Source organism: Rhizobium sp. 25PS6 (assembly GCF_032464655.1).
Taxonomy (GTDB): Bacteria; Pseudomonadota; Alphaproteobacteria; order Rhizobiales; family Rhizobiaceae; genus Rhizobium; species Rhizobium laguerreae.
The window spans coordinates 227,858-251,333 of the sequence record NZ_JAWDIV010000009.1 but is presented as its reverse complement, the minus strand read 5'-3'; the positions used below and the strand labels follow the sequence as shown (position 1 = coordinate 251,333).

Annotated in this window: 17 protein-coding genes; 4 read left to right on the top strand and 13 right to left on the bottom strand. The window is 59.5% G+C overall.

All coding sequences use genetic code 11. The features are described from left to right. Positions 1 to 4: 4 nt before the first annotated feature. The 12 genes from RWK44_RS15430 to RWK44_RS15375 all read right to left on the bottom strand — a co-directional run bounded on the left by RWK44_RS15430 (position 5) and on the right by RWK44_RS15375 (position 17,253). Positions 5 to 1,765, bottom strand: a complete 1,761-nt coding sequence (locus tag RWK44_RS15430) for a Na(+)/H(+) antiporter subunit D (RefSeq protein WP_077977073.1) — start codon at positions 1,763 to 1,765, stop codon at positions 5 to 7. Next, entirely contained in the window at positions 1,758 to 2,012 is a 255-nt protein-coding gene (locus tag RWK44_RS15425; RefSeq protein WP_017961912.1) for a hypothetical protein, read from the bottom strand. Before RWK44_RS15425 ends, RWK44_RS15430 begins: the two co-directional genes overlap by 8 nt. Next, positions 2,009 to 3,472: a monovalent cation/H+ antiporter subunit D family protein gene (locus RWK44_RS15420; RefSeq protein ID WP_316029050.1), complete on the bottom strand. Its 1,464-nt coding sequence runs from the start codon at positions 3,470 to 3,472 to the stop codon at positions 2,009 to 2,011. Before RWK44_RS15420 ends, RWK44_RS15425 begins: the two co-directional genes overlap by 4 nt. 4 nt (positions 3,473 to 3,476) lie before the next feature. Beyond that, the gene (gene nuoK, locus RWK44_RS15415; RefSeq protein WP_017961910.1) at positions 3,477 to 3,779 is read right to left on the bottom strand and encodes an NADH-quinone oxidoreductase subunit NuoK; all 303 of its coding nucleotides are present in this window, start codon (positions 3,777 to 3,779) and stop codon (positions 3,477 to 3,479) included. Further along, complete coding sequence (locus RWK44_RS15410) at positions 3,779 to 4,279, bottom strand: NADH-quinone oxidoreductase subunit J family protein (RefSeq protein WP_168285214.1); 501 nt, start codon at positions 4,277 to 4,279, stop codon at positions 3,779 to 3,781. Before RWK44_RS15410 ends, nuoK begins: the two co-directional genes overlap by 1 nt. A gap of 234 nt (positions 4,280 to 4,513) precedes the next feature. Beyond that, positions 4,514 to 7,891, bottom strand: coding sequence for a DEAD/DEAH box helicase (locus tag RWK44_RS15405; RefSeq protein ID WP_316029049.1), 3,378 nt, complete (start codon positions 7,889 to 7,891; stop codon positions 4,514 to 4,516). Positions 7,892 to 8,025: 134 nt separating this feature from the next. Next, a complete protein-coding gene (locus RWK44_RS15400; RefSeq protein ID WP_221999906.1) occupies positions 8,026 to 9,678 on the bottom strand; it encodes a GNAT family N-acetyltransferase in 1,653 nt (550 codons plus the stop codon). 271 nt (positions 9,679 to 9,949) lie between these two features. Further along, entirely contained in the window at positions 9,950 to 10,441 is a 492-nt protein-coding gene (locus RWK44_RS15395; protein WP_316029048.1) for a hypothetical protein, read from the bottom strand. 2 nt (positions 10,442 to 10,443) lie between these two features. After that, positions 10,444 to 11,793 carry an HlyD family type I secretion periplasmic adaptor subunit gene (locus tag RWK44_RS15390; protein WP_316029047.1) on the bottom strand — a complete coding sequence of 450 codons (1,350 nt, stop codon included), beginning with the start codon at positions 11,791 to 11,793 and terminating at the stop codon, positions 10,444 to 10,446. A 5-nt stretch (positions 11,794 to 11,798) separates the two neighbouring features. After that, positions 11,799 to 14,096, bottom strand: a complete 2,298-nt coding sequence (locus RWK44_RS15385) for a type I secretion system permease/ATPase (RefSeq protein WP_316029046.1) — start codon at positions 14,094 to 14,096, stop codon at positions 11,799 to 11,801. Between the two features lie 25 nt (positions 14,097 to 14,121). Continuing rightward, entirely contained in the window at positions 14,122 to 16,155 is a 2,034-nt protein-coding gene (locus RWK44_RS15380; RefSeq protein WP_316029055.1) for a hypothetical protein, read from the bottom strand. A gap of 141 nt (positions 16,156 to 16,296) precedes the next feature. Next, complete coding sequence (locus tag RWK44_RS15375; RefSeq protein WP_131665446.1) at positions 16,297 to 17,253, bottom strand: fibrinogen-binding protein; 957 nt, start codon at positions 17,251 to 17,253, stop codon at positions 16,297 to 16,299. Positions 17,254 to 18,083: 830 nt separating this feature from the next. On the opposite strand from RWK44_RS15375, the gene RWK44_RS15370 reads away from it, so the two are divergent. Continuing rightward, positions 18,084 to 18,866: a helix-turn-helix transcriptional regulator gene (locus RWK44_RS15370; RefSeq protein ID WP_131665445.1), complete on the top strand. Its 783-nt coding sequence runs from the start codon at positions 18,084 to 18,086 to the stop codon at positions 18,864 to 18,866. Between the two features lie 15 nt (positions 18,867 to 18,881). Here the strand turns inward: RWK44_RS15370 and RWK44_RS15365 are convergent, their stop codons facing one another. After that, the gene (locus RWK44_RS15365; protein WP_168283271.1) at positions 18,882 to 19,202 is read right to left on the bottom strand and encodes a hypothetical protein; all 321 of its coding nucleotides are present in this window, start codon (positions 19,200 to 19,202) and stop codon (positions 18,882 to 18,884) included. Positions 19,203 to 19,583: 381 nt separating this feature from the next. On the opposite strand from RWK44_RS15365, the gene RWK44_RS15360 reads away from it, so the two are divergent. From RWK44_RS15360 to RWK44_RS15350, 3 genes are read left to right on the top strand one after another with little or no spacing between them, the layout of a single operon-like run. Next, on the top strand, positions 19,584 to 20,606 hold the full coding sequence (locus RWK44_RS15360) for a UDP-glucuronic acid decarboxylase family protein (RefSeq protein ID WP_221945005.1): 1,023 nt from the start codon (positions 19,584 to 19,586) through the stop codon (positions 20,604 to 20,606). 1 nt (position 20,607) lies between these two features. Then, a complete protein-coding gene (galE, locus tag RWK44_RS15355; RefSeq protein WP_316029045.1) occupies positions 20,608 to 21,591 on the top strand; it encodes a UDP-glucose 4-epimerase GalE in 984 nt (327 codons plus the stop codon). Further along, a complete protein-coding gene (locus tag RWK44_RS15350; RefSeq protein ID WP_316029044.1) occupies positions 21,588 to 23,456 on the top strand; it encodes a glycosyltransferase family 2 protein in 1,869 nt (622 codons plus the stop codon). Before galE ends, RWK44_RS15350 begins: the two co-directional genes overlap by 4 nt. Positions 23,457 to 23,476: the final 20 nt, after the last annotated feature.

Sequence of the window (23,476 nt, the reverse complement as noted above, 5' to 3'; positions counted from 1 at the left end):
CCCCCTACCGCCATACTACGGCGAAGACCACGGCGGCTGCGATCACACCAGCGATCATCGCCAGCGCGTAATGGGTCACGACGCCGGTCTGGAGCCGCCGGAGCCGCCCGCCGCCGCGCAGGATCGAGCGGGCGACGCCGTTCACGACGGCGTCCACGCCGGTGAGATCGATCCACAGTCCCGCCCGTGCCGTCCCATGCAGGAAGGGTAGTGCGGCTGTCTCGGACACGTTGCTTACCGCCTTCTCATAGCGCGCCAGCGGTTTTTCGGCGAACCACATGAAGAGCCGCGCGCCCTTGCGGTAGAACCAGTCGGTGTCGATGCTGATCGTGTTCTCGGGGTCGAGCGCCCTGAGGAACAGCACGAATCCCAGTGCGGTGAACATCAACAAGCTGAGGCTCTCGGTGAGATGGACGCCCGTATAGGGTTCGAAGTCGACCGAATAGGGAAGGAGAGCGTAAAGCGGCTGCGGGAATACCCCGATCGCAATGCAGAGCACCGCCGCCATGCCCATCGCAACCAGCATGTTGCGCGGCGGCTCCCGCGCCTCCAGTTTCCGGTCCACGCCGAAAAACATGTAATACGGGAGCTTCAGGCCCGTGTGCAGGAACGTCCCCGACGACGCCATCGTCAACGCCACCACCACCAGCGCCCGATGATCCTGTCCGGCGGCGGCAATCACCATCGATTTGGTGACAAAGCCTGAGAAGAACGGAAACGCCGAGATTGCGAAGGCGCCGACCATATAGAGCGCCACCGTTATCGGCATGGTCCTGTAGAGCCCGCCAAGTTCGGTGAGCTTGCGGCGGCCGGTCACGTGGATCACCGCTCCTGCGCCCATGAATAGCAGTGCCTTGTAGAGGATATGCGCGAAGGCGTGGCTGGAGGCGCCGTTCACTGCCATCTCGGTGCCGATGCCGATACCTGCCACCATGTAGCCCACTTGGCTGACGATATGATAGGCGAGCAGCCGCCGGCAGTCGTTCTCCAGCACCGCGTAGATGACACCGTAAAGCGCCATTGCAGTGCCGAGCCAAACCAGAAGCTCGGTTCCCGGAAACGTCCGCGCCAGGACATAGACGGCGGTCTTCGTGGTGAAGGCGCTCATAAACACCGCCCCGGTGACAGTCGCCTCCGGGTAAGCATCAGTCAGCCAAGCGTTAAGGGGCGGCACCGCGGCGTTGAGCATGAACCCGGCAAGGATCAGGTAGGCGCCGACGCCCATCCCCCCCGCGATCGGGCCGAGGAGCAGCGAACCCGTGGCGAGCTCGTGGAGAATGACGCCACCGAGCAGAACGACGCCGCCGGTGATGTGGACCATGAGATAGCGGAAACCGGCGGCAACCGCCTGCCGGCCGCCCTGGGCGAAAACCAGATAGGCAGAGGCAAACGCCATGCCTTCCCAGAACAGGTACAAGGTCAGGTAGTCGCCGGCGAAAACCACGCCAAGCGCGCTGCCGACATAGACGAACGCAGCGACATGCTGGCCGGGGCGCGTCAGGTGCAGAGCGTAGACCGTTCCGATCAGCGCCATAATGGTGAAGACCGTTGCGAAGACGATGCTCAGCTTGTCGACCTTCGCGATGAGGATTTCCTGCCCAATGAACGATGCCGCGCCGTAGCTGCCTGACTGCATCGTGAGCACGGTGAGGATCGCAAGTATCGGGATCAGCAGCAGATAGGCCTTGCGGATCGACCCGTTCAGAAAGGGGATCGGCAGGGCACCGAGAATGAACAGCAGGGCGGGATGGACGAAGTCAGTCATAATAGTCCTCGCGCCGCATGAGCCCAGCCCGATGACCGAGGAACTTGGAAACGAAAATCAGCAGCACGCAGGATAAGAAGCCGTAGACGGCCGACCAGCCCGGCAGACGGTCCCACGGGTATTCGGCGTGTTCGCGCGGCACCAGGAAGTCGGCGATGACGATCAGGACGAGCACCAGATAGAAAAGCCGACGCCGTTCGGTCGCATACTTTCCGTCGCCAAAGAAATCGACCACGCGCTTTATCACCTGACAACTCCTTCCGCCAAGGCGACGAAATAGTCGGGGAAGATGCCCATCGCCACCGACAGGATGGCGGTCGCAACTAGCGGGATCGTCACCATCGGAATTTCACGGACCATTGCCGGGCTCCCTTGCGCCTCCGTCCCGAAAAAGGCGACATAGCTGACCGGCAGGAAATAAGCGGCGTTGAGAACCGAACTCGCTAGGAGCACGATCAGGAACGCGATTTCCCCCGCCTCCACCGCGCCTCGCGCCAGATACCACTTGCTCACGAACCCCGCAGTCGGTGGCACGCCGATCATGCTGAGTGAGCCGACGAAGAACGCCCCCATCGTCCAGGGCAACCGGCGGCCGATACCAGCCATGTCGCTGATGTTGCGCTTGCCAGACGCGCAATAGATCGACCCGGCGCAGAAAAACAGTGTGATCTTTGAGAATGCATGCGCCGCGATGTGGATGATCCCACCGACCATCGCGACCGGCGAGAGCAGAACCGCCCCCAGCACGATGTAGGAGAGCTGGCTGACCGTCGAATAGGCGAGTCGCGCCTTCAGGTCGTCCCGCGTCAGGGCGTAGACCGACGCCATCAGAATCGTGAACGAGACCAGATAGGCCGTGGCGATGCCCAGTCCTAGCCCGTCCACCAGCCCCGTGCCGAACACATGGAACACCAACCGCAGCACGCAAAACACGCCCATCTTGACCACGGCCACGGCATGCAGGAGCGCACTGACCGGTGTCGGCGCCACCATCGCGGCAGGCAGCCATGCGTGCATCGGCATCACCGCAGCCTTGGCGAAGCCGAAGAGGTAGCAGAAATAGACGACCGTCAGCATCGCGGCAGAAGCATCGCTCCCTGCCAGCAGTCCCCCCGACACAAAATCGAACGACCCCGCAATGTGGTAGGTCAGCGCCAGTGCGGCGAGAAGCAGGCTTTTCGACGCGCCCATCAAATAGACGAGGTACTTGCGGCTGCCCGCCCATCCCTGTTCATCCTCGTGGTGGTAAACAAGTGGATAGGTCACGAGGCTAAGCATCTCGTAGAAGATCACCAGCGTGAACAGATTGGCGGAAAAGGCGCCCCCGACCGCTGCCGCGAGACTGGCGGCAAAGCAGGCGAAGAACCGGGTCTGCGCATGCTCGTTCAAGTGCCGCATGTAGCCGATGGAATAGATCGCCGCGACAATCCACAGCAGCGACGAGACGGTGGCAAACACCATGCCGAGCGCATCGACCCGGAAGGCCAAGTCAATCCCCGGCAGAACTTCAAACAGGCGCAATTCGACCGTCCCGCCCGCCAGCACCGTGGGCGCCATCGAGACGACAATTGCGAACATGGCGATTGCCGCCAATGGCGAGACGATATCGCGGAGTTTCTCGCGGTTGTTCAGGAGAAGAACTGCAAGGGCCGCCAGGCCCGCGACGGCGACGGCAAGTAGCGGCCGGATCGATATCACCGGGTCCAAGCCACTATCCTTTCATCATGGTCACGTCGTCGACCTTGAGGGTGGATTTGTTCCTCACGAGGGCGACCAGGATACCGAGGGCGACGGCAACCTCCGCCGCGGTGATTGCGATGACGAAGATCGCGAAGATCTGACCGCGGAAATCGGCGTAGTAACGTCCGAAAGCGATGAAATTGATGTTGACCGAGTTGAGCAACAGCTCCAGCGACATCAGCACGACCAGAATGTTGCGCCTGAGCAGCACGCCCGCCGCTCCGATCACGAACAGCGCCACTCCGAGCAAAATATACCACCAGAGCGGAACCATCACCGCTGCTCCTTCTGCGCCAGCACGATGGCCCCGATCAGGGCGGCCAGCAGGATGACGGACGCAACTTCAAACGGCAGGAGATAGTCGGCGAACAGCGTTGTGCTGAGCTGCCTGACCTGATCGCCACCGCGCACGGTGACGGGCTGCGTGAGCGAAAAGCGGCCGCTCCAGAGCACCAGCGCAACCATCTCGATCCCAAGCAGGACGAGCAACACCAGAGCCGCCATGTTGCCGCCCGGCAAGAACCGTTGCAAGACCGCTTCGCGCACATCGATCATCATGATCACGAAGACGAACAGGACCATAATCGCGCCGACATAGACGAAGATCTGGATGACCGCGAGCAACGGCGCCTCGAGCATAACGAAGATTGCCGAGATGTTGAGGAAACACGCCATCAGCGCCATTGCGCTGTGCACCGGATTCCGGGCCAAGACCACCGTCAGGGCCGTGATCACGGACACCGTAGCGAACACAAGAAAGAACCCCGGTTCCATCGACGCCGACCCTCCGACGCGAACTGCTACCCGGCGCGAGACGGCCGGAATTGAGATTGCGCCGCAAATTCCGATGCGTTCACAAATTGTGCCCTAATATCGGATTTTTCACAAGATTATTGTCATTGGCGGAGCAAACCAGGCCAGTCCGGATGTGGCGAAGGTCGCTTGCGAAACGATTCCAGACGTCGGTCGAGGCAAGGATCCAGTGAGCAGTAATCGGATCCCGATCCTTCAGTCCAATTCAATGCGGCCCAGGAATTCTGCTGCCTGCAATGTATCCAAGGCGCTCGCTGTCTCCCGGAAATAAGGCAGGCCCTCCCAGAGGCTGCGATCGCCGACGATATAGAATCGGCGCTTGGCGCGCGTGAGGGCAACGTTCAAGAGGTTCGGCTTCGAAGCGGCCCAACTGGCCGCTCCGCTATGGTCGGCATCGGCGCCGAGCACCATGAAAACGATGTCTTCTTCCTTGCCCTGGAAGGTATGCACCGTGCCTATCCTTTCCTTCAACCACCTCGACAGCTTCGGTGGAGATGCCCGCATATTTCCGTTCGGATCGATCCATGTCGCGTGGGCGAGAGCCTGCCTCAGACTGTTCTTGATCTCTTTGAACGGCGAGATGATATAGAGATCTGGCAACGCGCCGTCCCGGCGATAGGTGGCGGTAAGGACGTCGACGATGAAATCCGTCTGTTCCGCAACGGCCTGTTTGCCCGATACCCTGCCCTTGACATCGATCCAGGCGCTGTCGCCGTAAAACGGCGGCACGTCGCCGGCTGGTCGGCGTTCTTCCAGCCCGAATACCATCTTGTTCTGATAGGCGATCTGGTTGGCAAGGCCGAACATCGGATCGATGCAGCGCCGATGTACCCTGAGGGGGCTGCCGATCCAGAGCCCGTCGGCTTCCTCGCCCGAGACCGCCGTCCCATAGCGGTTGGTGGCGTCGGCCAGCATCTGCACCGACGCCCTGTTCGGCGAATATTGTCCTGCCGCCGTGTGGGGCGAGAGAGCCGAGATGGCGGTGATCAGCGCGCTGGGCAGCGTGAAGACCGGTTCGATCTGCTGGGGATCGCCGATCACCATAACGCGGCGGGCCCGCAACAGGGCGCCGACGGCCGCTTGCGGCACCGCCTGACCAGCTTCATCGATGAAGACCCAGCCGATCGAGCCGGTGTCGAGACCGCGGAACTGCCGGGCAAAGGAGGCGAAGGTCGTCGAGACGATGGGAACGATCATGAAAAGGCTCTGCCAGATCAACGCAATGTGCTCGCCGTCGGCGGGTCCGTTGTTGGAAAGCAGTTTGTTGGTGGCGACGATGTTTCCTCCAAAACCTCCGCCTTTCTTGCCCACGTCAGCCAGCCACGCTTCATGCAGCGTCAATGCCGCTTCCACCAATGCAGAACGCAGACCTGCCAGTTCGTCTCGATGCCACAGACCGTCAATCTGGAACTGATCGGTCTCGAGATCGGCGAGACGCCCGGGTAGGATGGGATGATCGAGAATCTTTCCGAGGCGATCGTATTCCTCTCTCTTCCTCGACCAGATTTCCCGTTGCGATCCTAGCGTCTGTTCCGCCCGCTGATATCCCCGCAGCGCCCGTTTCAGCGCAGGTCCATGGGTTTTTGCAATATGACGCTCGCATTGCGCCAGTGCCTTGCGCAATTCCAACTGCCTGCGCGCATTGGCGATAACACTTTGCCGATGCTGGCGGGCAGGATTGGCCGGCAGCACTTTCTCCCACCACGCGGGAGCGCTGCGGTCGAGCAGTTGTTCCTCCTCCTTCAGCTGAGACAATCCTTCCCTGATACGGAGCATTTCGGCCGCGACCATGTCGCATCGGTCCTGCGCATGTCGAAGCTCGCTTGCGGCCGCCCTGACCTTTTCAAGCGCCTCGCGGCAGAAAGTATCCTGCGAAATCAGGGAGATTTCTTCATGGAGATCGGCATAGCGTGCATATTCGCCGATCTTGTCGCGAACCACCTTGTCGGCGGCCTGAAATGCCGCCGATGCTTCGGCGAAGTTTGGTCCCTTATAACCCTTTAGCCACTCCCAGATGGTCTCTGGTTTGTCGGCACCGGACCAGCCGGGCTTCGGCCTTTCGGCGATCTCCATGAAGGCGAAACGTTCCTTGAACGCTCGGCGATTCCGGGAATTGCCGAGCGCACAGGCGATCAGCCCCCATGGGCGGTCGCCGTCCGAGAGCTTGACGACCGCCCCATTGTCCTTCTGGCAAGCGATTTTGTGCGCGATGGTCTGCAGATATTGGAAGGAAGACGTTCTCGCGACCGAGCTTTTCTTCGGAAGGTCGCGCGAAATATTCTCCACGGCGGCGTTGTTGGAGGAGGCGACGACCATTTCGAATCCTGCCAGGGCCGGGATCAGCGCCGATATCGAGGCCGTGCTCCGGTCCGAGAAAATGACGCGGCGCGGCGCGCCATCGAAGGCATCGCGAGCCGTCTTCAAGGAGGCCAGGATGCGGGCGCGCCGAACGATATTATCCGCGAACATGTCGCGAAGCAGCGTCGTCTTTCCCGTCCCTGGCGGGCCGTTGACCGAGAACAGTCCCGTTTCCGACAGGTCGTCGATTGCCGAATTGATCGCGAACTGTTGCATGAGGCTCATGGCGTGGTGAGGTTCGCTGAGCCAGCGCCCGCGGTTGAGTTTTCCAGGATGCAAGGCCCGAACGATCGCCCGGCGTCCGTCCTCCGAGTAGAGGTCGATCCGTTTCTCACGCGCCAGCGGGGTGAGATATTGCCTGAGCGGCGCGGGGATATCGCCATGCGTGACGCGTATCATCGCCCGCTCGATGTCTTCGATGAAGAAGCTGTTCAGGATGCCGATGTCATCTTCAACGCTTGCACTCTCGTCCTCGTCGTCGGCATCGATCGCATTACTATCAGGCGGTGGCGGCAAGGAGATAAGCTCAGGTTTTTCCACCCGGTCTCGATAGCGTATTTCAACAGCGGCGATGGGCTTTTCGTGCTTCGAGGCAAAGCCGGCCCAATCGCAGAGCAATTCATGCAGTGTCAGGATTTCGTTGGCATCGATCGGCTGATCGACCATGTCCTCGGAGGATGAAGATCTCAGATGCCGTTGAGCCCGAAAGTTTTGAAGCAATTCCGAGAGCTGCCGCTTGCTGCCGGCAAATGCCTCGTGGCTGAGCGAGGAGAGGCCGGATTTCCGCACCCGTCCCAGAGCCCATGGAAGCGTGGAAACCGAAAATGTTTCGAACATCGGCTCTCCCAAGGGGGAGAGCTGCAGGCTGGCTAAGCAGGTATCGCCATCGAGATCACCGCGTTCGGCATCGTCATATTCGGCGATATCGGCTGTAACGCTATCGAAGTGTCTGCGGATATCGGCAATTTCGGATTTGTTGAAAATCCCGAGGAAGAGGGTAAAACCCGTGATTTGCTTCTCCTCGGGGATCGCTGGACGGCTGAGTGCGGCACCGTCATCCTCGAGCGTTTTCGCATGCAGCCAGAAAACAGTTCGGCCTTCACCGGAGACGATGCGGCTGGAGAGATCGTAAGGAATGAAGAACTCGATCTTGTGCCAGAAATCGAGAATGGCCAGAAGCCGTTCCCTTTCGGCGCCGTCTGCAATTGTCTGCATGACTTCTCACTGAGGAGTTGCAAAAATAGGCTCGCGCTTTCTTTTAGCAACGATTGCAGCTCAAAATCAAAGACCATGGTGGCTGCGCGTCCCGGAGCCGCCGGACCGCATTTCCGCACCATGGCAAGGCCACATCAATGCAGACGTGGCCGGCGTCGCTCGCTGAGTTGCCGTCCCCGGTTCCAGCGGGCTATGGTCTCCGGCACGACCTCCGCCTTGCCAACGGCGGGCTCGGCGATCGAGCGCAGGCGTTCGAGGGCAATCCCCGCCTTGGCGGCATAATCGAGCGAAGTCGGATCGTCCGAATGCACGTCCTGGATCGCGGCGAAGACGGCCTCCGCCTCGGCCAGCCGTTTGCTGGCCGCAAGCGCGATACCGCGCTTGTAATGTGCCTGGATGAGATGGGGCCCGATCTCGCCGACCCGGCGGAAAGTCTCTGCGGCCTGCTCATATTGATGCAGGGCAAGCTGCGTGTCGCCAAGCCGCATTTGGATGGGTGTCGGATCGGACGCTTGCTCGACGAGAACCTTGTAGGCAGCCAATGCCTCCGTCAGCTTGCCGCGGTCGAATAGCAGATTGGCGAGCCCGAATTCAGCGCCGGTATGGCCTGGAGCCGATTGCAGGACCTGGTTGAAGGCGATCTCCGCCTTGCTCCGGGCTCCGTTGCGGTACATGTCGAGCGCCTGTTCATAGACGAAACGAATGCTGCGTGGATTGAGCACGCCATGCAGATTCTGGCCGTTGCGGGTGCGGAACAGGGTGCAGCTGATCCGCCTTTCCTCCGCCCCGAACATATATTTATAGGGTTCGTTTCCGCGAAGGAAATCATAGGTCTTGAAGCCGTGTTCGATCGCTCGCCGGATGCAGTAACCATGCAGGATGAGACCGGGGGACGGCGTCTTCCAGTTTTCGTCGCGGCCGGTGATATAAAAGAGGATCGCCTGCTTCTGCCGGTCGACGATATTCGCCAGCGCGCCGAGCGGCTGGTCGCCATGCCAAAACACCGGCACCTCGAGATTGCCGCAGTTGAAGCTGTCCATCAGCATTTCGCGTGTGGTGATGATCAGCCGCTCGGTCCGCTCCGCGCCTTTGCGGGCACTCCACTTGATCCGCCAGAGATTGAAGAGGATGTCCAAGTCCCGATCGATGGTCTCGGCGGTTGCCATCGTGATCCGGTAAATATCGTCTCCTTCGACCTTGCGCAGGAACCGCCGGAGCTTCTGGCGAGTCTGGCTGCTCATGCGCTGTTCGAGATAGTCGTCGAAGCTTGCCGGCAGGGGGACGATCGGGCAGATCGTATTGTCGATATTCTCGCTGTTTTTGGGCGAGCTGTCGCGAAACATCACCTCCGGCCCCTGCAGCGCCTCGATCATCTTCTCGCGCCGGCCGGCAGGGCCGCTGAAATATTCGAGCTTCAGGTCGGTCCAGTTCTGATGCTTGAGAAACGAAGCAAAGCCGGCAATGGCGTGATGCTCGTAATCCGGTCTGACGATGAAGCCGGTGTAATCGGCCGCAAAATTCCCGGCCATGATGATCTCGTCGTAGAAGAGCCCGGTCTTCTCGTTCAGATGCGTGATGAGGCGCAGCGGAAAGAAGGCGACATAGGGTGCTTCGGGATCGCGTTCGCGAAGGGCGAGGATGAACCAGCGGCGTCGGTGGGAGAGATAGTTCTTCAGCCATATCCAGGAGAGGAAATGCTGCGCGTCGGGATCTTCCAGGAAGACCTGATCCCAGTTCTCGCGTACCGCCTCGAACCCCGCAATGGTGTCGATGATATCTATGCGCATGTCCGCCCCCCAATACCCCATACGTCACTCGGGAGGTTTCATTCTAATGGGAAACACCGATCTTCAAATAAACCGTCCGGATGATTTACGGAGCCCAAATGGGATTAGTCCTGAGCCGGCGCATAACCCAAAATCGCATCCGGTTTTTGGTAGGAATTATACACAGATTCAAAACGATAGAGCGCAACGGGTCCTGAAGGATGTAGCGCTTCTACGGACATCGCCCGAAAGTGTGCAGCGGTTTTGAGAACATGGATACATAAGGATTAGATCAGAGTTCGCCGGAGATCCGCGGGCTCGCATGGATGAAGGCCCAGAGCGTCCGGCTGATGGCGACGATCTCGGCGATCGACTTTTCCAGAAGGTCGAGCTCGCGCGCGTCCATCTGTTCGATCTTGCCGTAGCGGATCTGCTTGTCGTCCTCGACGAGCCGCATCAGCTGTGTGCTCGAAATCTCTCCTTTTTCGTCGAAGGAATAGATGCAGTGATTGTACTTGTTGCGGATCTTGGATTCCTTCTTCAGCCGCGCCATGGCCGAAAGGATCGCCTTCCGGTCGGAAGGGGAGGTCGAAGCGAGCTTGGACAGCCGTTCGATGAGATCGATCCGGGCGCGCGTGGTGTTCAGCGTCAGGAACACGACGATTGCTGCATCCTTTTCGACCCGGAGAAAATGGGCGATGATGTAGATCAGCAGGCTTTCGGTGTTCGTCCAGACATAGTTCAGGCGGCCGACCCGCAGCAGGACATCGGACATCGCCGCCATGATCAGCGCTCCTTGAAAGCGCGGGACATGCTGTCGGTGATTGGTTTGCTCAGATATTCGAAGAAGGTGCGTTCCGACGTCTGAATCAGCACTTCGGCCGGCATTCCAGGAACGGGATGGAAATTGTGCACCCGCGCAATCTCGGAATCGGGTATTCCGACACGGACGATATAGACGTCCTTGACCGAAGCTCCCGCATTTTCCTCGATCGAATCGGCTGAGACGTAAAAGACCTTGCCCTGCAGAACAGGGGTCGTGCGCCGGTTGAGCGCCGTGAGGCGGATCGAGGCCGTTTCTCCCTCATGCAACTGGTCGATCGAAGTTCGCAGCACCTTCGCTTCCAGGATCAGCGGCACATGCGACGGCAGGATCTCCATGATCGGCTTTCCTGTTGTGATGACACCGCCGGCTGTGTGAAAATAGGAGCGCACCACCGTGCCCGACACCGGCGAACGGATAGTGGTGCGTTCGAGCACGCCGGCGGCCTCGCGCATTTGTTCGCGCACACTGTCCAGATCTGTTTCGGCGCTCTCGAGCGCATCGAGTGCTGCCTGCTTGTTGGAGTTGACGGCGATGACGGCTTCCTGGCGGAATTTGGCGATCTCCGCCTCGCTCTCGTTGAGCTCGCCGTTCAGTCGGGCAATGTCGCCCATCGCATCGGCGATCGCCCGCTCGATTGCCAGCAGATCCGTCTTGCGCATATAGCCGACCTTGACCAGCCGAGCCTTGGAGTCGCGTTCCTCGGTCAGCAGCGACAGCTGCCTTTCGAAGGATTCTCGCTGGCCCCTATAGCCGGCGAACCGGAATTCGAGCGATGCGATGTTCTTTCCGATCAGATTGAGCTGCTCTTCAAGCTTGATCTGCTTGCTGTGGAAGACGACGTTCTGGCTCTGGATGATCGCGTTGATATCAGGATCGCCGGCCTCCTTCGTCACGATATAGGGAAGCTGGAATTCGCGCAGGCCCTGCGCTTCGGCACGGAGCCTGGCGACGACGGCTTCAAGGCGCAGGCGACGAAGCTGCAGCATCCGCTCGTTTGAGCGGGATGCTGTGGGATCGAGGGTCAGCAGGATGTCGCCTTCCCTGACCGTATCGCCTTCGCTGACGCGCATCTCCTTGATGATGCCGCCTTCCAGATGCTGGATGATCTTGTTGTTGCCGGTCGCGACGAAGCTTCCCTGCGCGATAACGGCGGAGGCGAGCGGCGCCGTCGCCGCCCAGAAGCCGAAGCCTCCGAACGAGGTGAAGAGAACCGTCAGGCCGACGATGCTGTGCACACGGATCGAGCGCGGCACATCGCTATACCACTCAAGCTGCGCCGGACCGGTCGTCTCCCGATTTTTCCGTCCCATGTCGTTCATCCCTCGATGCGCGGTGCTTGTTGACCGTTATTGCCGTTGTTCTTGGAAAGCGCCTGCAGCACCTCGATCCTTTCCCCGAACATGGCGACAGTGCCGTCCTTGAGCACAAGGATCTTGTCGACGCATTGGAGAAGAGCCGGGCGCTGGGTGATGGTGACGGTGGTAATGCCCTGCTTCTTGGCGTGGATCAGTGCCTTGGCAAGGGCTGCCTCGCCCTGCGTATCGAGGTTCGAGTTCGGCTCGTCGAGCACCACGAATTTGGGATTGCCGAAGAAGGCGCGGGCGAGCGCGATGCGCTGCTTCTGGCCGCCCGAAAGCGGAGCGCCATCGGCCGCCACGATGGTTTCGTAGCCCTGCGGGAAGCCTGCGATGAGTTCGTGCACGTCGGCCAGCACCGCGGCCTCGTAGATCTGGTGATCGTCGACGTCGTCGCGCATGCGGCAGATATTGGCCTTGATCGTGCCGGGAAAGAGCTGCACGTCCTGCGGCAGATAGCCGATGCTTTCGCCGAACTGGCGCTGGTCCCAGTTGCGCAGATCCATCAGGTCGAGGCGTACATTTCCCGACGTCGGGACGATCGAGCCGACGAGCATCTTGCCGAGCGTCGTTTTGCCTGACCCGGAATTGCCGATGATCGCAAGCGATTCCCCCTTCCTGAGCGAGAAGGAGATGCCGTTGAGAATGACCTTCTTTTGCGGTGGCGGCACGAAGAGAATGCGTTCGACATCGAGCCGGCCTTCGGGATTGGGAAGACGCAGGCGCGGGAAGTTCAATGGGGAATTCAACAGCAGTCCCTTGATCCTGCTATAGGCGGTTGCCGACCGGTTGAACTGGTTCCAGCCTTCGATGGCGCCTTCGATTGGTGCCAGCGCGCGTCCCGAGATGATCGAGGCCGCAATCACCATGCCGCCCGTCAGCTCGCCGGAGAGCGACAGATGCGCGCCCCAGCCGAGCAGGGTGACCTGGGTGATCATGCGGCAGGCCTTCGATATGCCGGAGAAGATGATGTTGCGGTCCTGTGCCTCGACTTGCGATTTCAGCGAACCCGCCGTTTCCCGGCCCCACATCTTCACGGCCTCGGGGATCATCGCCATTGCGTTGATGATCTGCGAATTGCGCGACATGGAATCGAGATGGAAATTCGCCCGGCTGAGATAGCCGTTGGATTCGGCAAATTGCCGGGCGGTGAATTTCTGGTTCAGATAGGCGATGACGAAAAGCACCGCGCAGCAGACCATGATGATGATGCCGAGATGCGGATGCACGAAATAGACGACGACCACGAAGAACGGCATCAGCGGCGCATCGAGAAATGCGATCAGCGTGCCGGATGTCAGGAAGCCGCGCAACAGCTGCAGATCCTGCAGCGTCTGGTAGTCCTTGCCGCTGCCATGCAGCGATGCCCTGGCTGCAGCGCTGAGGATCGGTGCGCCGAGCTGTACTTCGAGCTCCACCGCGGTACGCATCAGGATGAAGCGGCGCACCGAATCCATGAAGGCCTGTAGCAGCACGGCGCCGAGCACGGCGATCGAGAGCATGACGAGCGTGTCGACGGAACGGCTTGTCAGCACACGATCGGATATCTGGAATAGATAGAGCGGGATTGCCAGCAGAAGGACGTTGATGGCGATCGTGAACATCATGACGACCACCATGTTGCGCCGTACCGCCGCCATGCCGCGCGAGAGGCTGGCGGCGAAATTCACAGGCTCGCTACGCTTGTGAAAACCGCCGCCGCTTCCCCCGCCCCCGCCCCCGCCGCCCGCGGGATCGGAATTCTTGCCATTTCCGCCGCCGCCGGTGCGCCGCCGCCTGTTGTTCTCGCTGATCGGACCGCTGTCGCCTTCGATGGTCTTGCCGAAAGGCATCGTCGGGCTCGATTTAAGCTCGGTCTTCTCTTTCGGCAGTTCGGGGGTCACCCGCGCTTCGATCTGCGGCCGGGCTGGCGCTTCCGGCGTTTTTGCTGTCGCCAGGCCCTGCGCCACCGCGACATGAGGTGCCGTTTCCACTTTAGCTTCCGGCACCACCATCTTTTCCGGGAGCGGCGCCTGCGTAGCGCTTGCGCGTCCGATATCGGCAGCCTCGTTTGCCGCAGCTTCGGACGTCTTCTTGTGGCGATCGGGAGACGAAGCAGCGGCGCCGCTCAGCCTGCGAAGGTTCTCGACCGCCTCGTCGATCGCGGATATGCACACATCGGTCATCGGCGCATCCGAGGGAGCAGCGGAGGGAATAGTGCCCGATCTCAGATCGAGGGCGCTGCCTGCCGCAAAGATTTGTTTCGAAATCTGGTTCATCGTGGTTTCCTCGCAATACTCAAGGTCAGGCGACCATGGCTTGCATTACGTCGGCGGGGTGCGTCGACGACCATGAAAAATCGTACCCGGCATTGATGACGCCGTCAGCGGAATCGCCGCCCGCCGGATCGTCGTTGTCGAGAAAGGCGATGACTTCATTGGCGAGCCTGTCGTCGACCGGCTGCGGCTGTGTTGTGTCATGCTCCACCAGTCCGCCCTGAATGAGGATGGCGTCTGAATAGAGCTGGCCTGCCAGATAGGTCGTCTGGCCGAAACTGTCGTAGTCGACGATCTCGGCGATGTTGACGACCGCATTGCTGCCCGTGTCGATCATAACCGTTGCGTCGGGATTGTTTTCGAGGATGGTCGATGCCGCATGGGTCACATCGTCGGAATCGCCGAGGATGCTGACCTGTTTTATGATCGTCATGTCGTAGAGATTGCCGGTGATATAGAGAATGTTGAGGCCGGCATATCCCTGGAAATTCATATCGAAGGACAGCCCTTCCGGCATGTTGGGATCGCGATCTTCGATCGCCTTCTGCGTCTCGACCATGTCGTCCGGCATGGCCTCGAACGGGCCGCCCGTCCCGACATTGTGGATCGAGGCGAAATTCCAGATCAGGTTGTTGCCGGTTTGTAGGTCGGCGCCGGGATCGAGGTCGCCCTCTGCCCGCACCCAGTCATTGTCGTAGAGCAGCGAGACCTGCGTGATGCTGTTGATATCGAGCACGTTGCCGCCGATGATCACCAGATCATATTGCAGGCCCATCTGGAAAAAAGAGGAGAAGTTGATGGAGGTATTGCCGCCCGTCAGAACCGTGGCTTCGGATCCTGAGGTGGTGACCGTCATCGTGTCGTTGTCGGTAACGAAGTGATATTGCTCGATCCATTGGACGAAGGAGACGTCGCCGTCGATGACGCTGACGCGCCAGCTGTTGGGGAACGTCGGCTCGGCTGCATCTGTGTCGGCGTAGCTCGATGCTTCGAAGGTGCTGTGTTCGAAGAGGGCGATATTCTTGGCGATCGTTCCCGCCTCTTCGGCCGAATGGCCGGATGAATGCAGCGCCGAGGCGATCTCGTCGTTGTCGCTGTAGACAAAGGCCTGGGAGATCGCGTCGATCTGGTGATAGTTGCCCATCACCGCCGAGACCGAGGCGATGACGCCGGTATTGATCACCGAGGCGACGTTGACGACGAGATTTGCACCGGCGGTGACATCGAGGCTGTTGCCGCTCGGGTCGGTCCGCTCGACGGATGTATTGCTGTCGTCGGGTTCTTCCGGGAGCTTGGCGAGACCGCGATCGGGCAGGAAGTCGTCGAGGACCGGTATATCGGTCTCGGCCTTGCCGTTGATGTAGACGGTGTCGTTCATGGGCTCGGTGGTGACGAAATGATGCGTCACGTCGCTATCGGGCGGGGCCACCCCGCTATCCTCGGTATTTCTGGCATTCTGGATATAGTTTTGGAGATCCTCGGCGATCTTCAGGGCGCCATCATATGTATCTGTCCGGTGGAGGCTTGCAAAAGGCGTGAAGATCTCGGCCTTGGTGCTGAAGTCCGCGAGCCGCTCGATGACGAAGCTCGTGTCCCGCGGCGCATGGACGCCATCCGTCATATCGAGATAGTCGTCGTCGTAGAGGGCGTTGACCTGGAGGACATGACTGATCGCCGAACCAGGCCCGGCAAAGACTGTCAGTTCCAGCTCATCCGTGAGCACGATATCCGTAGGATCGCCGAAATGCGGTAACGGGATGTCCTTTCCGGCAATCGCCGCCAGCTTCTCGAGGCTCTCTTCGAAGACGCGGCCGAAATGGCGCGCCGGGCCAAATTCGATTTCGTAGCTGCCGCTTTTGTAATTGATGCCCGGATCGTAGTCCTTGAGTTGGAGATCGGAAGAGAAGGCGGCGGTAAAGGCATCCTGATCCGGCAGAGCCGGTCCATCCGCGCCCGGTCCTGCGCCTTGGGCATAGTTGGTACGCAACCTCATCTCGTCGGTCGTCATCTCGAAGAGACCGATGAAGTGCGCAATGATTTCCGAAATCTTCTCGATATGCATGGTTCGGCCCTCCCATTCGAGATGACGATCGGCCTTGGTGGCGCCCGCCAGGAGCCGTGGTGTGGTCGTCAAATCGTTTTCAAGCAATCAAACTGCACCGGCTTGGGCCGGTGCAGTTCGTCTTGGTCGCTGGAGGTTGTGTCAGGTGCCGGTATCCTCGCCGACGTCGGAGGCATGAGAATTGCCGCCGATGACGCTGGAGTCGACTGTGTTGCTGAGCAGGTTCGCACCCTGAACGAGCTCTAGGTGGAAGCCGGAATTGGCCAGGATCGCCGAAGCATCGGCCGCGCTCGATCCGCTCGCGTCGTCGCCGGCCTTGAGATCCCAGCCTTTGCCGTCCATCTCCATGCCTTCTGCGCTGTCGGCGGTGCCGCCATTGGCATTCAGGTGGTTCTGAGCGCCTGCGTTGTCCATCTTGGTGTTCCAGGCGCTATCCTGGTCAGCCAGATGGTTCGCCTGGACGGCGCTGAAGCCGCTGTCGTTGCCTTGGCCGTTCAGCGAATCGTTCAGGATGCTGTCGACGTCGAGAGTGAAGGAGAAGTCGTCCCCGAGGTTGAAGGTGAGGTCGTGTCCGGCAACGCCGAGATTGGAGTCCTTGACGTCCTCGATGACGGCGAAGTCTGTGTCCGTCTTGTTGAAGCTGTCGGAGGTGTTGAAGCTGTCGGTGACGGTCTTCGTATCCGTCTCCGTCTCCGTAACGGTCTTGATATCGGTGTCGGTCACGGTCTTCGTATCGGTGTCCGTGATCGTCTTGGTGTCGGTGTCGTTGTCGTTGTACGACTTGCTGTCATAGCTCCAGTCGTAGTCGGTCTTGGTGTCGGTATCGGTGATCGTCGTGGTCTTGGTGCTCGTATCGTCGTCGGACTTGTAGCTCCAGTCGTATTCGTTGTCGCGGTTGTCGCCATTGTTGGTCGCGACATCGATTTCAGCCTTGACGTCGACGTCGACGCTGTTGTCGGTATTATCGCGATTGTCGCCATTGGCGAGGCCGCCGACATAACCGGTCGAATCGTCGTCGATTTTAGTCGAATTGATCGCGCTGTTGGCAAAGCCGTCGGCAAGCGCCCCGACCTTCGTGATTTCGGTGTCGTCAGACATTGCATTCTCCAGAAAAAACCGGAGCAGCTTTTCGAAATCCCTCTCATCTCAAATGGGATTTTACTCGCGCTCGCTCCGATGCGGTTAACATCGGCAGATGTATTCGATACTAGTCATCTGCAGCTTCATCGCGATTTGTTGATCAAACCGTTGGTATTGGGAACGTACGTACTCAGTACAAGGCCGCACATATCCGGCTCCGAATCCTGAGAGGATAGGGAGTGGTCAGGTTTTCTTTTCGTTGAGTTGCCCTATAATGGAGACCGTGCATCAAAAACGCATGACGATACCTGGCTTTTCCATGTCGCCACTTGGACGACGATCACAGGATGCTGGAAAAAATGCGAATCCGATAGACATCAATTCGGGCTAAGGCGGATCTGCCCTGCTCGAGTAGCCCTCGGATAGCTCCTGTCGTCGGAGCGCTAAGATCTGTTCGGCGGCGGCGTCGGCGAGCAGCGATAATCCGGGGCTCCCGGCATTCGCCGCAGAGTTGACGGGCACCTGTGGACATATCCGGCCCGCCCTGCACAACTAAAACATGAAAATTTGTACTGAAATATTACATTCAACTGATCATCTATAGTCGGAGCAAATATAGCCTTGAAGTATATATTGCGGTGAAAATACAACTAAAGCTTTGTATCGTATCGTTTTTCGCCCACTAAAACTAATCACTTTGGGCCATTTCCTTCCTTCTCAATCCGTATTAACATAATTAAGAAATGTCTAAAAAATAAGGCGATGACGTTCGGGACCGGCATTTCATACTATCTAATACCCGCCATCGCTCCACGTTTGAGTAAAGTGTAACGCTAGGGGAGGCGTATATGTTCATGACAGGCTCAGGGATGGAGAATGCGGACCAAGGAAGGAAGTTGGGTCCGTCCGGAGATACTATACTAGTGGTAGCCAAGGCGGATCTGTTTTCAGAATGCATGGTAGAAGCACTAGCGAAGAAATTTCCGAACTGTGAAGTGGCAAGCATAACGAGTACAAAGCCGATTCTGGAAAAAGATGCCAGCGATATAAAACTCGTTTTATTCTATCATATACCCGGCCCGGAGCTTCATGAAGCGCTGCAGGCCGCCCGCGAAAACCACCCTGAAACCTCGATCGGACTTGTCGTCGAAGCTATCGACATGCTCGAGCCCTATGTCAGCCGGTTGGTAGAAGCGCGGATCATCGATGGCGTTCTGCCACTCAACCTGCGGCTCGATGTCTTCATGGCTGCAGTGGATCTGCTGATGAAGGGCGGCGAACATTTTCCGTCAGCACTTCTCAATCGCCTCACCAACAAAAACTCCCAGCTGGAGCCTTCGCTCTATCAGACAAAATCGGTCGATGCGGCCCGCAGCAATGCGCTCAAGCTGAGACGCGACAGCATCTCCGCTTTGACGACCCGGGAGGTTCAGATCCTGGATCTCATATGCAAGGGCACGCAGAACAAGATCATCGCCGACAAGCTGCATCTATCCGAAAATACCGTGAAGGTTCACGTCCGCAACATCTACAAGAAGATGAACGTCAGAAACCGCACGGAAGCTGCATCCCGTTTCTTCAATGAGCATCCCGCCGGTGAAGACGATATGTCCGGCCGTTGGCGCAATTGATCTGACGCTTTTGCTTCAGATCGGGGGGCGTGCAAAACAGCGCGACTTCTGTCCGAAGCCGCTTGGAGAGCAGATATAAGGCGCCGAGCCGTGATAGGCTACGGTCCGGACCGTAGCCGCAGCCGGGCGCTCGGCCCGATTTGCCGGATAGGCATAGGCCTTGGAAACGCGCGGCGCCTCGACCACGGCGGCATTCTTCTTCGCGACGACCGCGATATCGTCACCGACGGCCGTGCAGGCCGTCGGTCCGATCGCAAGAAGCGCCGTTCCCCAGGCGAATATCGCCGAGCGGATACGCCGGCTTTTCAGCTGCGCTGCATCGTGTTTTTTCAACATCCCAAACCCCTCGCATATGGCGCTTCCGGATGCAAGACCGGCGGTGCAGTTGAGCTCGGCCAATCTCCCGCCTTCCCTTTTATATTAGCTGCGTTGAGTGAAGCTTGAGCGGCAGTGAAAGCATTGTGACGGAGAATGGTTAAGTGTGATTAATCATTTGTTACTTTGAAGAATACTTGTGTAATTATTTTGGATACTAGAACTTTTTGAAGTTGACCTTCGCGCTAATCGTCTTATCATTTGAGTAGTAAGTCAGTTACCCGAAGAATAACTACAAAGCTATTCATGATTTGATAGGAGGTTCGTGAACATCCAGACGGATAGGAAGACTTGAGACGCACAAATAAATCAAAAGACTAAATACCTGGGAGGGAGTTTGTAATGCGTAGTTTCGTTCCCAACGAAGGCTATTCTGAAGTGTCAAGCATACCGGTAGCGCAAGCGTTGCGCACCGTTCTTGTGAATGGCGGGGGCGGCTTCCTCGGTTCGCATCTCTGCGAAAGGCTCCTGCAGCGCGGCCACAGCGTCACATGCCTCGATAATTTTTCCACCGGCCGCCGTGCGAACGTCGACCACCTTGCGTCGAACACCGGCTTCCACATCGTCGAGCATGATGTTCGCCAGCCCTTCGACATTGAAGCGTCGCTCATCTTCAATTTCGCCTCTCCGGCCTCTCCGCCCGATTATCAGCGGGATCCTGTGGGGACGCTGCTCACCAACGTGCTCGGCGCCGTCAATACCCTGGATTGCGCGCGAAAGACCGGTGCGATCGTCGTCCAGTCGTCAACGTCGGAGGTTTATGGCGACCCGACCCTGAGCCCGCAGCACGAATCCTATTGCGGTAATGTCAACCAGATCGGACCGCGCGGCTGCTACGACGAGGGCAAGCGCAGCGCCGAAACCCTGTTTTTCGACTATCACAGGACTTATGGCGTCGACATCAAGGTCGGCCGCATCTTCAATACCTACGGACCCCGCATGCGCCTGGACGACGGGCGGGTGGTTTCCAATTTCATCGTGCAGGCCCTGCGCAACGCGGATCTGACGATCTATGGCGATGGCCAGCAGACCCGTTCTTTCTGCTATGTCGACGATCTCATCGAGGGTTTCCTGCGTTTTTCGGCCGCCGGCAGCGCCTGCAACGGCCCGATCAACCTCGGCAATCCAGCCGAAATGACCGTTCGACGCCTGGCGGAAATCATCCGGGACCTGACGAACTCGCGTTCCCGGATCGTCCACCTGCCGGCGGTCACCGACGACCCCCGTCAGCGGCGGCCGGATATTTCCCGGGCCATGGCCGAGCTGGACTGGCAGCCCCGCATCGGGCTCGAAACCGGCTTGGCTCGCACCGTCGACTATTTCGACGGACTGCTCGCCGGCACAGAGAAGGCGGAGGTCGTATGAGATGCCCCGCTACATTCTCGTCACCGGCGGCGCCGGTTTCATAGGCAGTCATATCTGCAAAGCGCTGACGCGCGCCGGCATGATCCCGGTTACCTACGATAATCTCTCGACAGGGCATGCCGACAGTGTCCGCTGGGGTCCGCTCATTCGGGCGGAACTTGCCGACGCCGCTACCCTGCGCCGGACTCTTGCAGAGTTTTCGCCCGATTGCGTCATTCATTGTGGTGCCAATGCCTATGTCGGCGAATCCGTCGACATGCCCAGGAAATATTACCGCAACAATGTCGTTGGCAGTCTGACCCTGCTCGAGGCCTGCCTCGATCAGGATATCGACCGGATCGTCTTTTCGAGCAGCTGCGCCACCTATGGCGTTCCCGCCTCGTTGCCGATACGCGAGGAAAGCCCGCAGCATCCGGTTAACCCCTATGGCCGCACCAAGCTGATCTTCGAGATGGCGCTCGAGGATTTTGCCGCTGCCTATGGCATCCGCTATGCCGCACTGCGTTATTTCAACGCGGCCGGAGCCGATCCCGATGGTGAGCTTGCCGAGCGTCATCAACCCGAGACCCATCTCATACCGCGCGCCCTTCTCGCCGCCGCCGGCAGGCTGGAGCGGCTCGATATCTTTGGAACGGACTATGCGACCGAGGATGGAACCTGCGTTCGCGACTATATTCATGTCAGCGATCTCGCGCAGGCGCATCTCGCCGCCGTCAACCATCTGATGGCGGACGGCGGCTCGCTAAGCGTCAATCTCGGCTCAGGTCGGGGCACCTCGGTGCGCGAGATTCTCGAGGCGATCCATCGCGCCAGCGGCTGCGAAGTCCCCGTCCGTTATTGCGCGCGCCGCATCGGCGACCCGCCGATCCTCTTTGCCAATACCGCAAGGGCGCAGGCGGAACTCGGCTTTGCCCCCGTCCTCTCGGACATCGATACGATCATTCGCACCGCCGGCCCCACCTTCGGCCTGCAGGTGACGGCATGAGCGACATTTCCCAGACCGGCCACCGCGTCAGGACGGCCAAAGCCGTCGCAGCGGACGCGTTCGATCCTGTTTTCACCGGCTGGAACCGTGTCGCCTATGGCTTCGGCATTCTCTGCTGGCTGACGGCACTCGGCTATTTCTGGATCTGGTGGTGCCAGTCCGCCCATATCATTTCCTGGGCCACCTTCGTGCTCGTCACCCTCGTGCTTGCCTGGATCACGCTTGTGCCGGCCTATTTTATCCTGATCTTTCTCGATGCGAGGATGGTCAGCCCTCGCACGCGGCTGCCGGAAGGGCGGGTGGCTATGGTCGTCACCAAGGCGCCGTCCGAGCCCTTTGCCGTCGTCCGCACCACGCTGCAGGCGATGCTCGACCAGGTCGGCGTCGATTTCGATGTCTGGCTCGCCGACGAGGACCCTTCGGAGGAAACCAGGCGTTGGTGTGCGGCGCACGGCGTGCTGATCTCCACCCGAAAGGGTGTGGCGGAGTATCATCGCACCACCTGGCCGCGCCGGACGCGTTGCAAGGAAGGCAACCTCGCTTATTTCTACGATCATTTCGGCTATGCGCGCTACGATTTCGTCGCCCAGTTCGATGCCGACCATGTGCCGACGCCGACCTACCTCCGTGAAATCCTGCGCCCCTTCGCCGATTCTGAGATCGGCTATGTCTCCGCTCCGAGCATTTGCGATGCCAATGCTGGGACAAGCTGGGCGGCGCGTGGCAGACTCTATGCGGAGGCAAGCCTGCACGGTTCGCTGCAGACGGGTTACAATAATGGCTGGGCGCCGCTTTGCATCGGTTCCCATTATGCGGTTCGCACATCAGCCCTTCGTCAAATCGGCGGCCTCGGCCCGGAACTTGCGGAAGACCATTCGACGACGCTGATGATGAATGCCGGCGGCTGGCGTGGCGTGCATGCCGTCGATGCGATCGCACATGGCGACGGCCCGGCAAATTTCACCGACCTCGTCGTCCAGGAATTCCAGTGGTCACGCAGCCTGGTCACCATTCTGTTGCAATATTCCCGCCACCACATCATGCACCTGCCCTGGCGGCTGAGGTTCCAGTTCGTGTTCTCTGAGCTCTGGTACCCGCTCTTTTCGGTCTTCATGGCCATGATGTTCCTGCTGCCGGTTGCCGCGCTGCTGACGGGCCGTGTCTTCGTCAATGTCACCTATCCGGATTTCCTGCTGCATTTCGTGCCGATGTCGATCGTGCTGACGCTGTTTGCCTTCTTCTGGCGGGCAACGGCAACCTTCAGGCCGCACGATGCGAAACTGCTCGGCTGGGAAGGGCTTGCCTTCATCTTTCTGCGCTGGCCGTGGTCGCTGGCCGGCAGCCTTGCCGCTATCCGCGATTATATCTGCGGCTCCTTCGTCGATTTCCGCATCACGCCGAAGGGAAGGCAGCAGCAGCAGTCTTTGCCACTGCGCGTCATCGCGCCCTATATCGGGCTCGCCGGCCTTTCGGCCGCCGCAATGATGTTTGCGACCGATGCCGCGGCCGCCCAGGGTTTTTATGTTTTCGCCATGATGAACCTATCGGTCTACCTGTCGCTGACGGTGCTGATCGTCGTTCGCCATGCGGTCGAAAACGATCTGCCGCTGCTGCCGCAATCGCGCGGGCTGTGGCTTGCGACAGCCACCGGGCTTGCGATTTTCCTCGCCGGCGGCACGCAGGCGGGGAGCCACGGCCTGCGCGGCCTCGAAGCTCTTTCGCACGGCCAGACGTTTGTCAGTTTCACCGAAACGCAATTTGCCGTGGCCGGCGCCGGCCTCGGCGGCGGCAAGACCAGGATCGTGAAATTCCACCTGAGATGGAATGGTTTCGGCAGAACCGGCCGAGACGAACAGGGTGCGTGAGCCGGCGGAACCGGCAAGTG

Coding starts and splice junctions, on each gene's coding strand:
- RWK44_RS15390 (WP_316029047.1), bottom strand. CDS start 11,793: ATGGGACGGAAAAATCGGGAGACGACCGGTCCGGCGCAGCTTGAGTGG.
- RWK44_RS15430 (WP_077977073.1), bottom strand. CDS start 1,765: ATGACTGACTTCGTCCATCCCGCCCTGCTGTTCATTCTCGGTGCCCTG.
- RWK44_RS15395 (WP_316029048.1), bottom strand. CDS start 10,441: ATGGCGGCGATGTCCGATGTCCTGCTGCGGGTCGGCCGCCTGAACTAT.
- RWK44_RS15360 (WP_221945005.1), top strand. CDS start 19,584: ATGCGTAGTTTCGTTCCCAACGAAGGCTATTCTGAAGTGTCAAGCATA.
- nuoK (WP_017961910.1), bottom strand. CDS start 3,779: ATGGTTCCGCTCTGGTGGTATATTTTGCTCGGAGTGGCGCTGTTCGTG.
- RWK44_RS15385 (WP_316029046.1), bottom strand. CDS start 14,096: ATGAACCAGATTTCGAAACAAATCTTTGCGGCAGGCAGCGCCCTCGAT.
- RWK44_RS15375 (WP_131665446.1), bottom strand. CDS start 17,253: ATGTCTGACGACACCGAAATCACGAAGGTCGGGGCGCTTGCCGACGGC.
- RWK44_RS15350 (WP_316029044.1), top strand. CDS start 21,588: ATGAGCGACATTTCCCAGACCGGCCACCGCGTCAGGACGGCCAAAGCC.
- RWK44_RS15380 (WP_316029055.1), bottom strand. CDS start 16,155: ATGCATATCGAGAAGATTTCGGAAATCATTGCGCACTTCATCGGTCTC.
- RWK44_RS15370 (WP_131665445.1), top strand. CDS start 18,084: ATGTTCATGACAGGCTCAGGGATGGAGAATGCGGACCAAGGAAGGAAG.
- RWK44_RS15400 (WP_221999906.1), bottom strand. CDS start 9,678: ATGCGCATAGATATCATCGACACCATTGCGGGGTTCGAGGCGGTACGC.
- RWK44_RS15410 (WP_168285214.1), bottom strand. CDS start 4,279: ATGGAACCGGGGTTCTTTCTTGTGTTCGCTACGGTGTCCGTGATCACG.
- RWK44_RS15405 (WP_316029049.1), bottom strand. CDS start 7,891: ATGCAGACAATTGCAGACGGCGCCGAAAGGGAACGGCTTCTGGCCATT.
- RWK44_RS15365 (WP_168283271.1), bottom strand. CDS start 19,202: ATGTTGAAAAAACACGATGCAGCGCAGCTGAAAAGCCGGCGTATCCGC.
- galE (WP_316029045.1), top strand. CDS start 20,608: ATGCCCCGCTACATTCTCGTCACCGGCGGCGCCGGTTTCATAGGCAGT.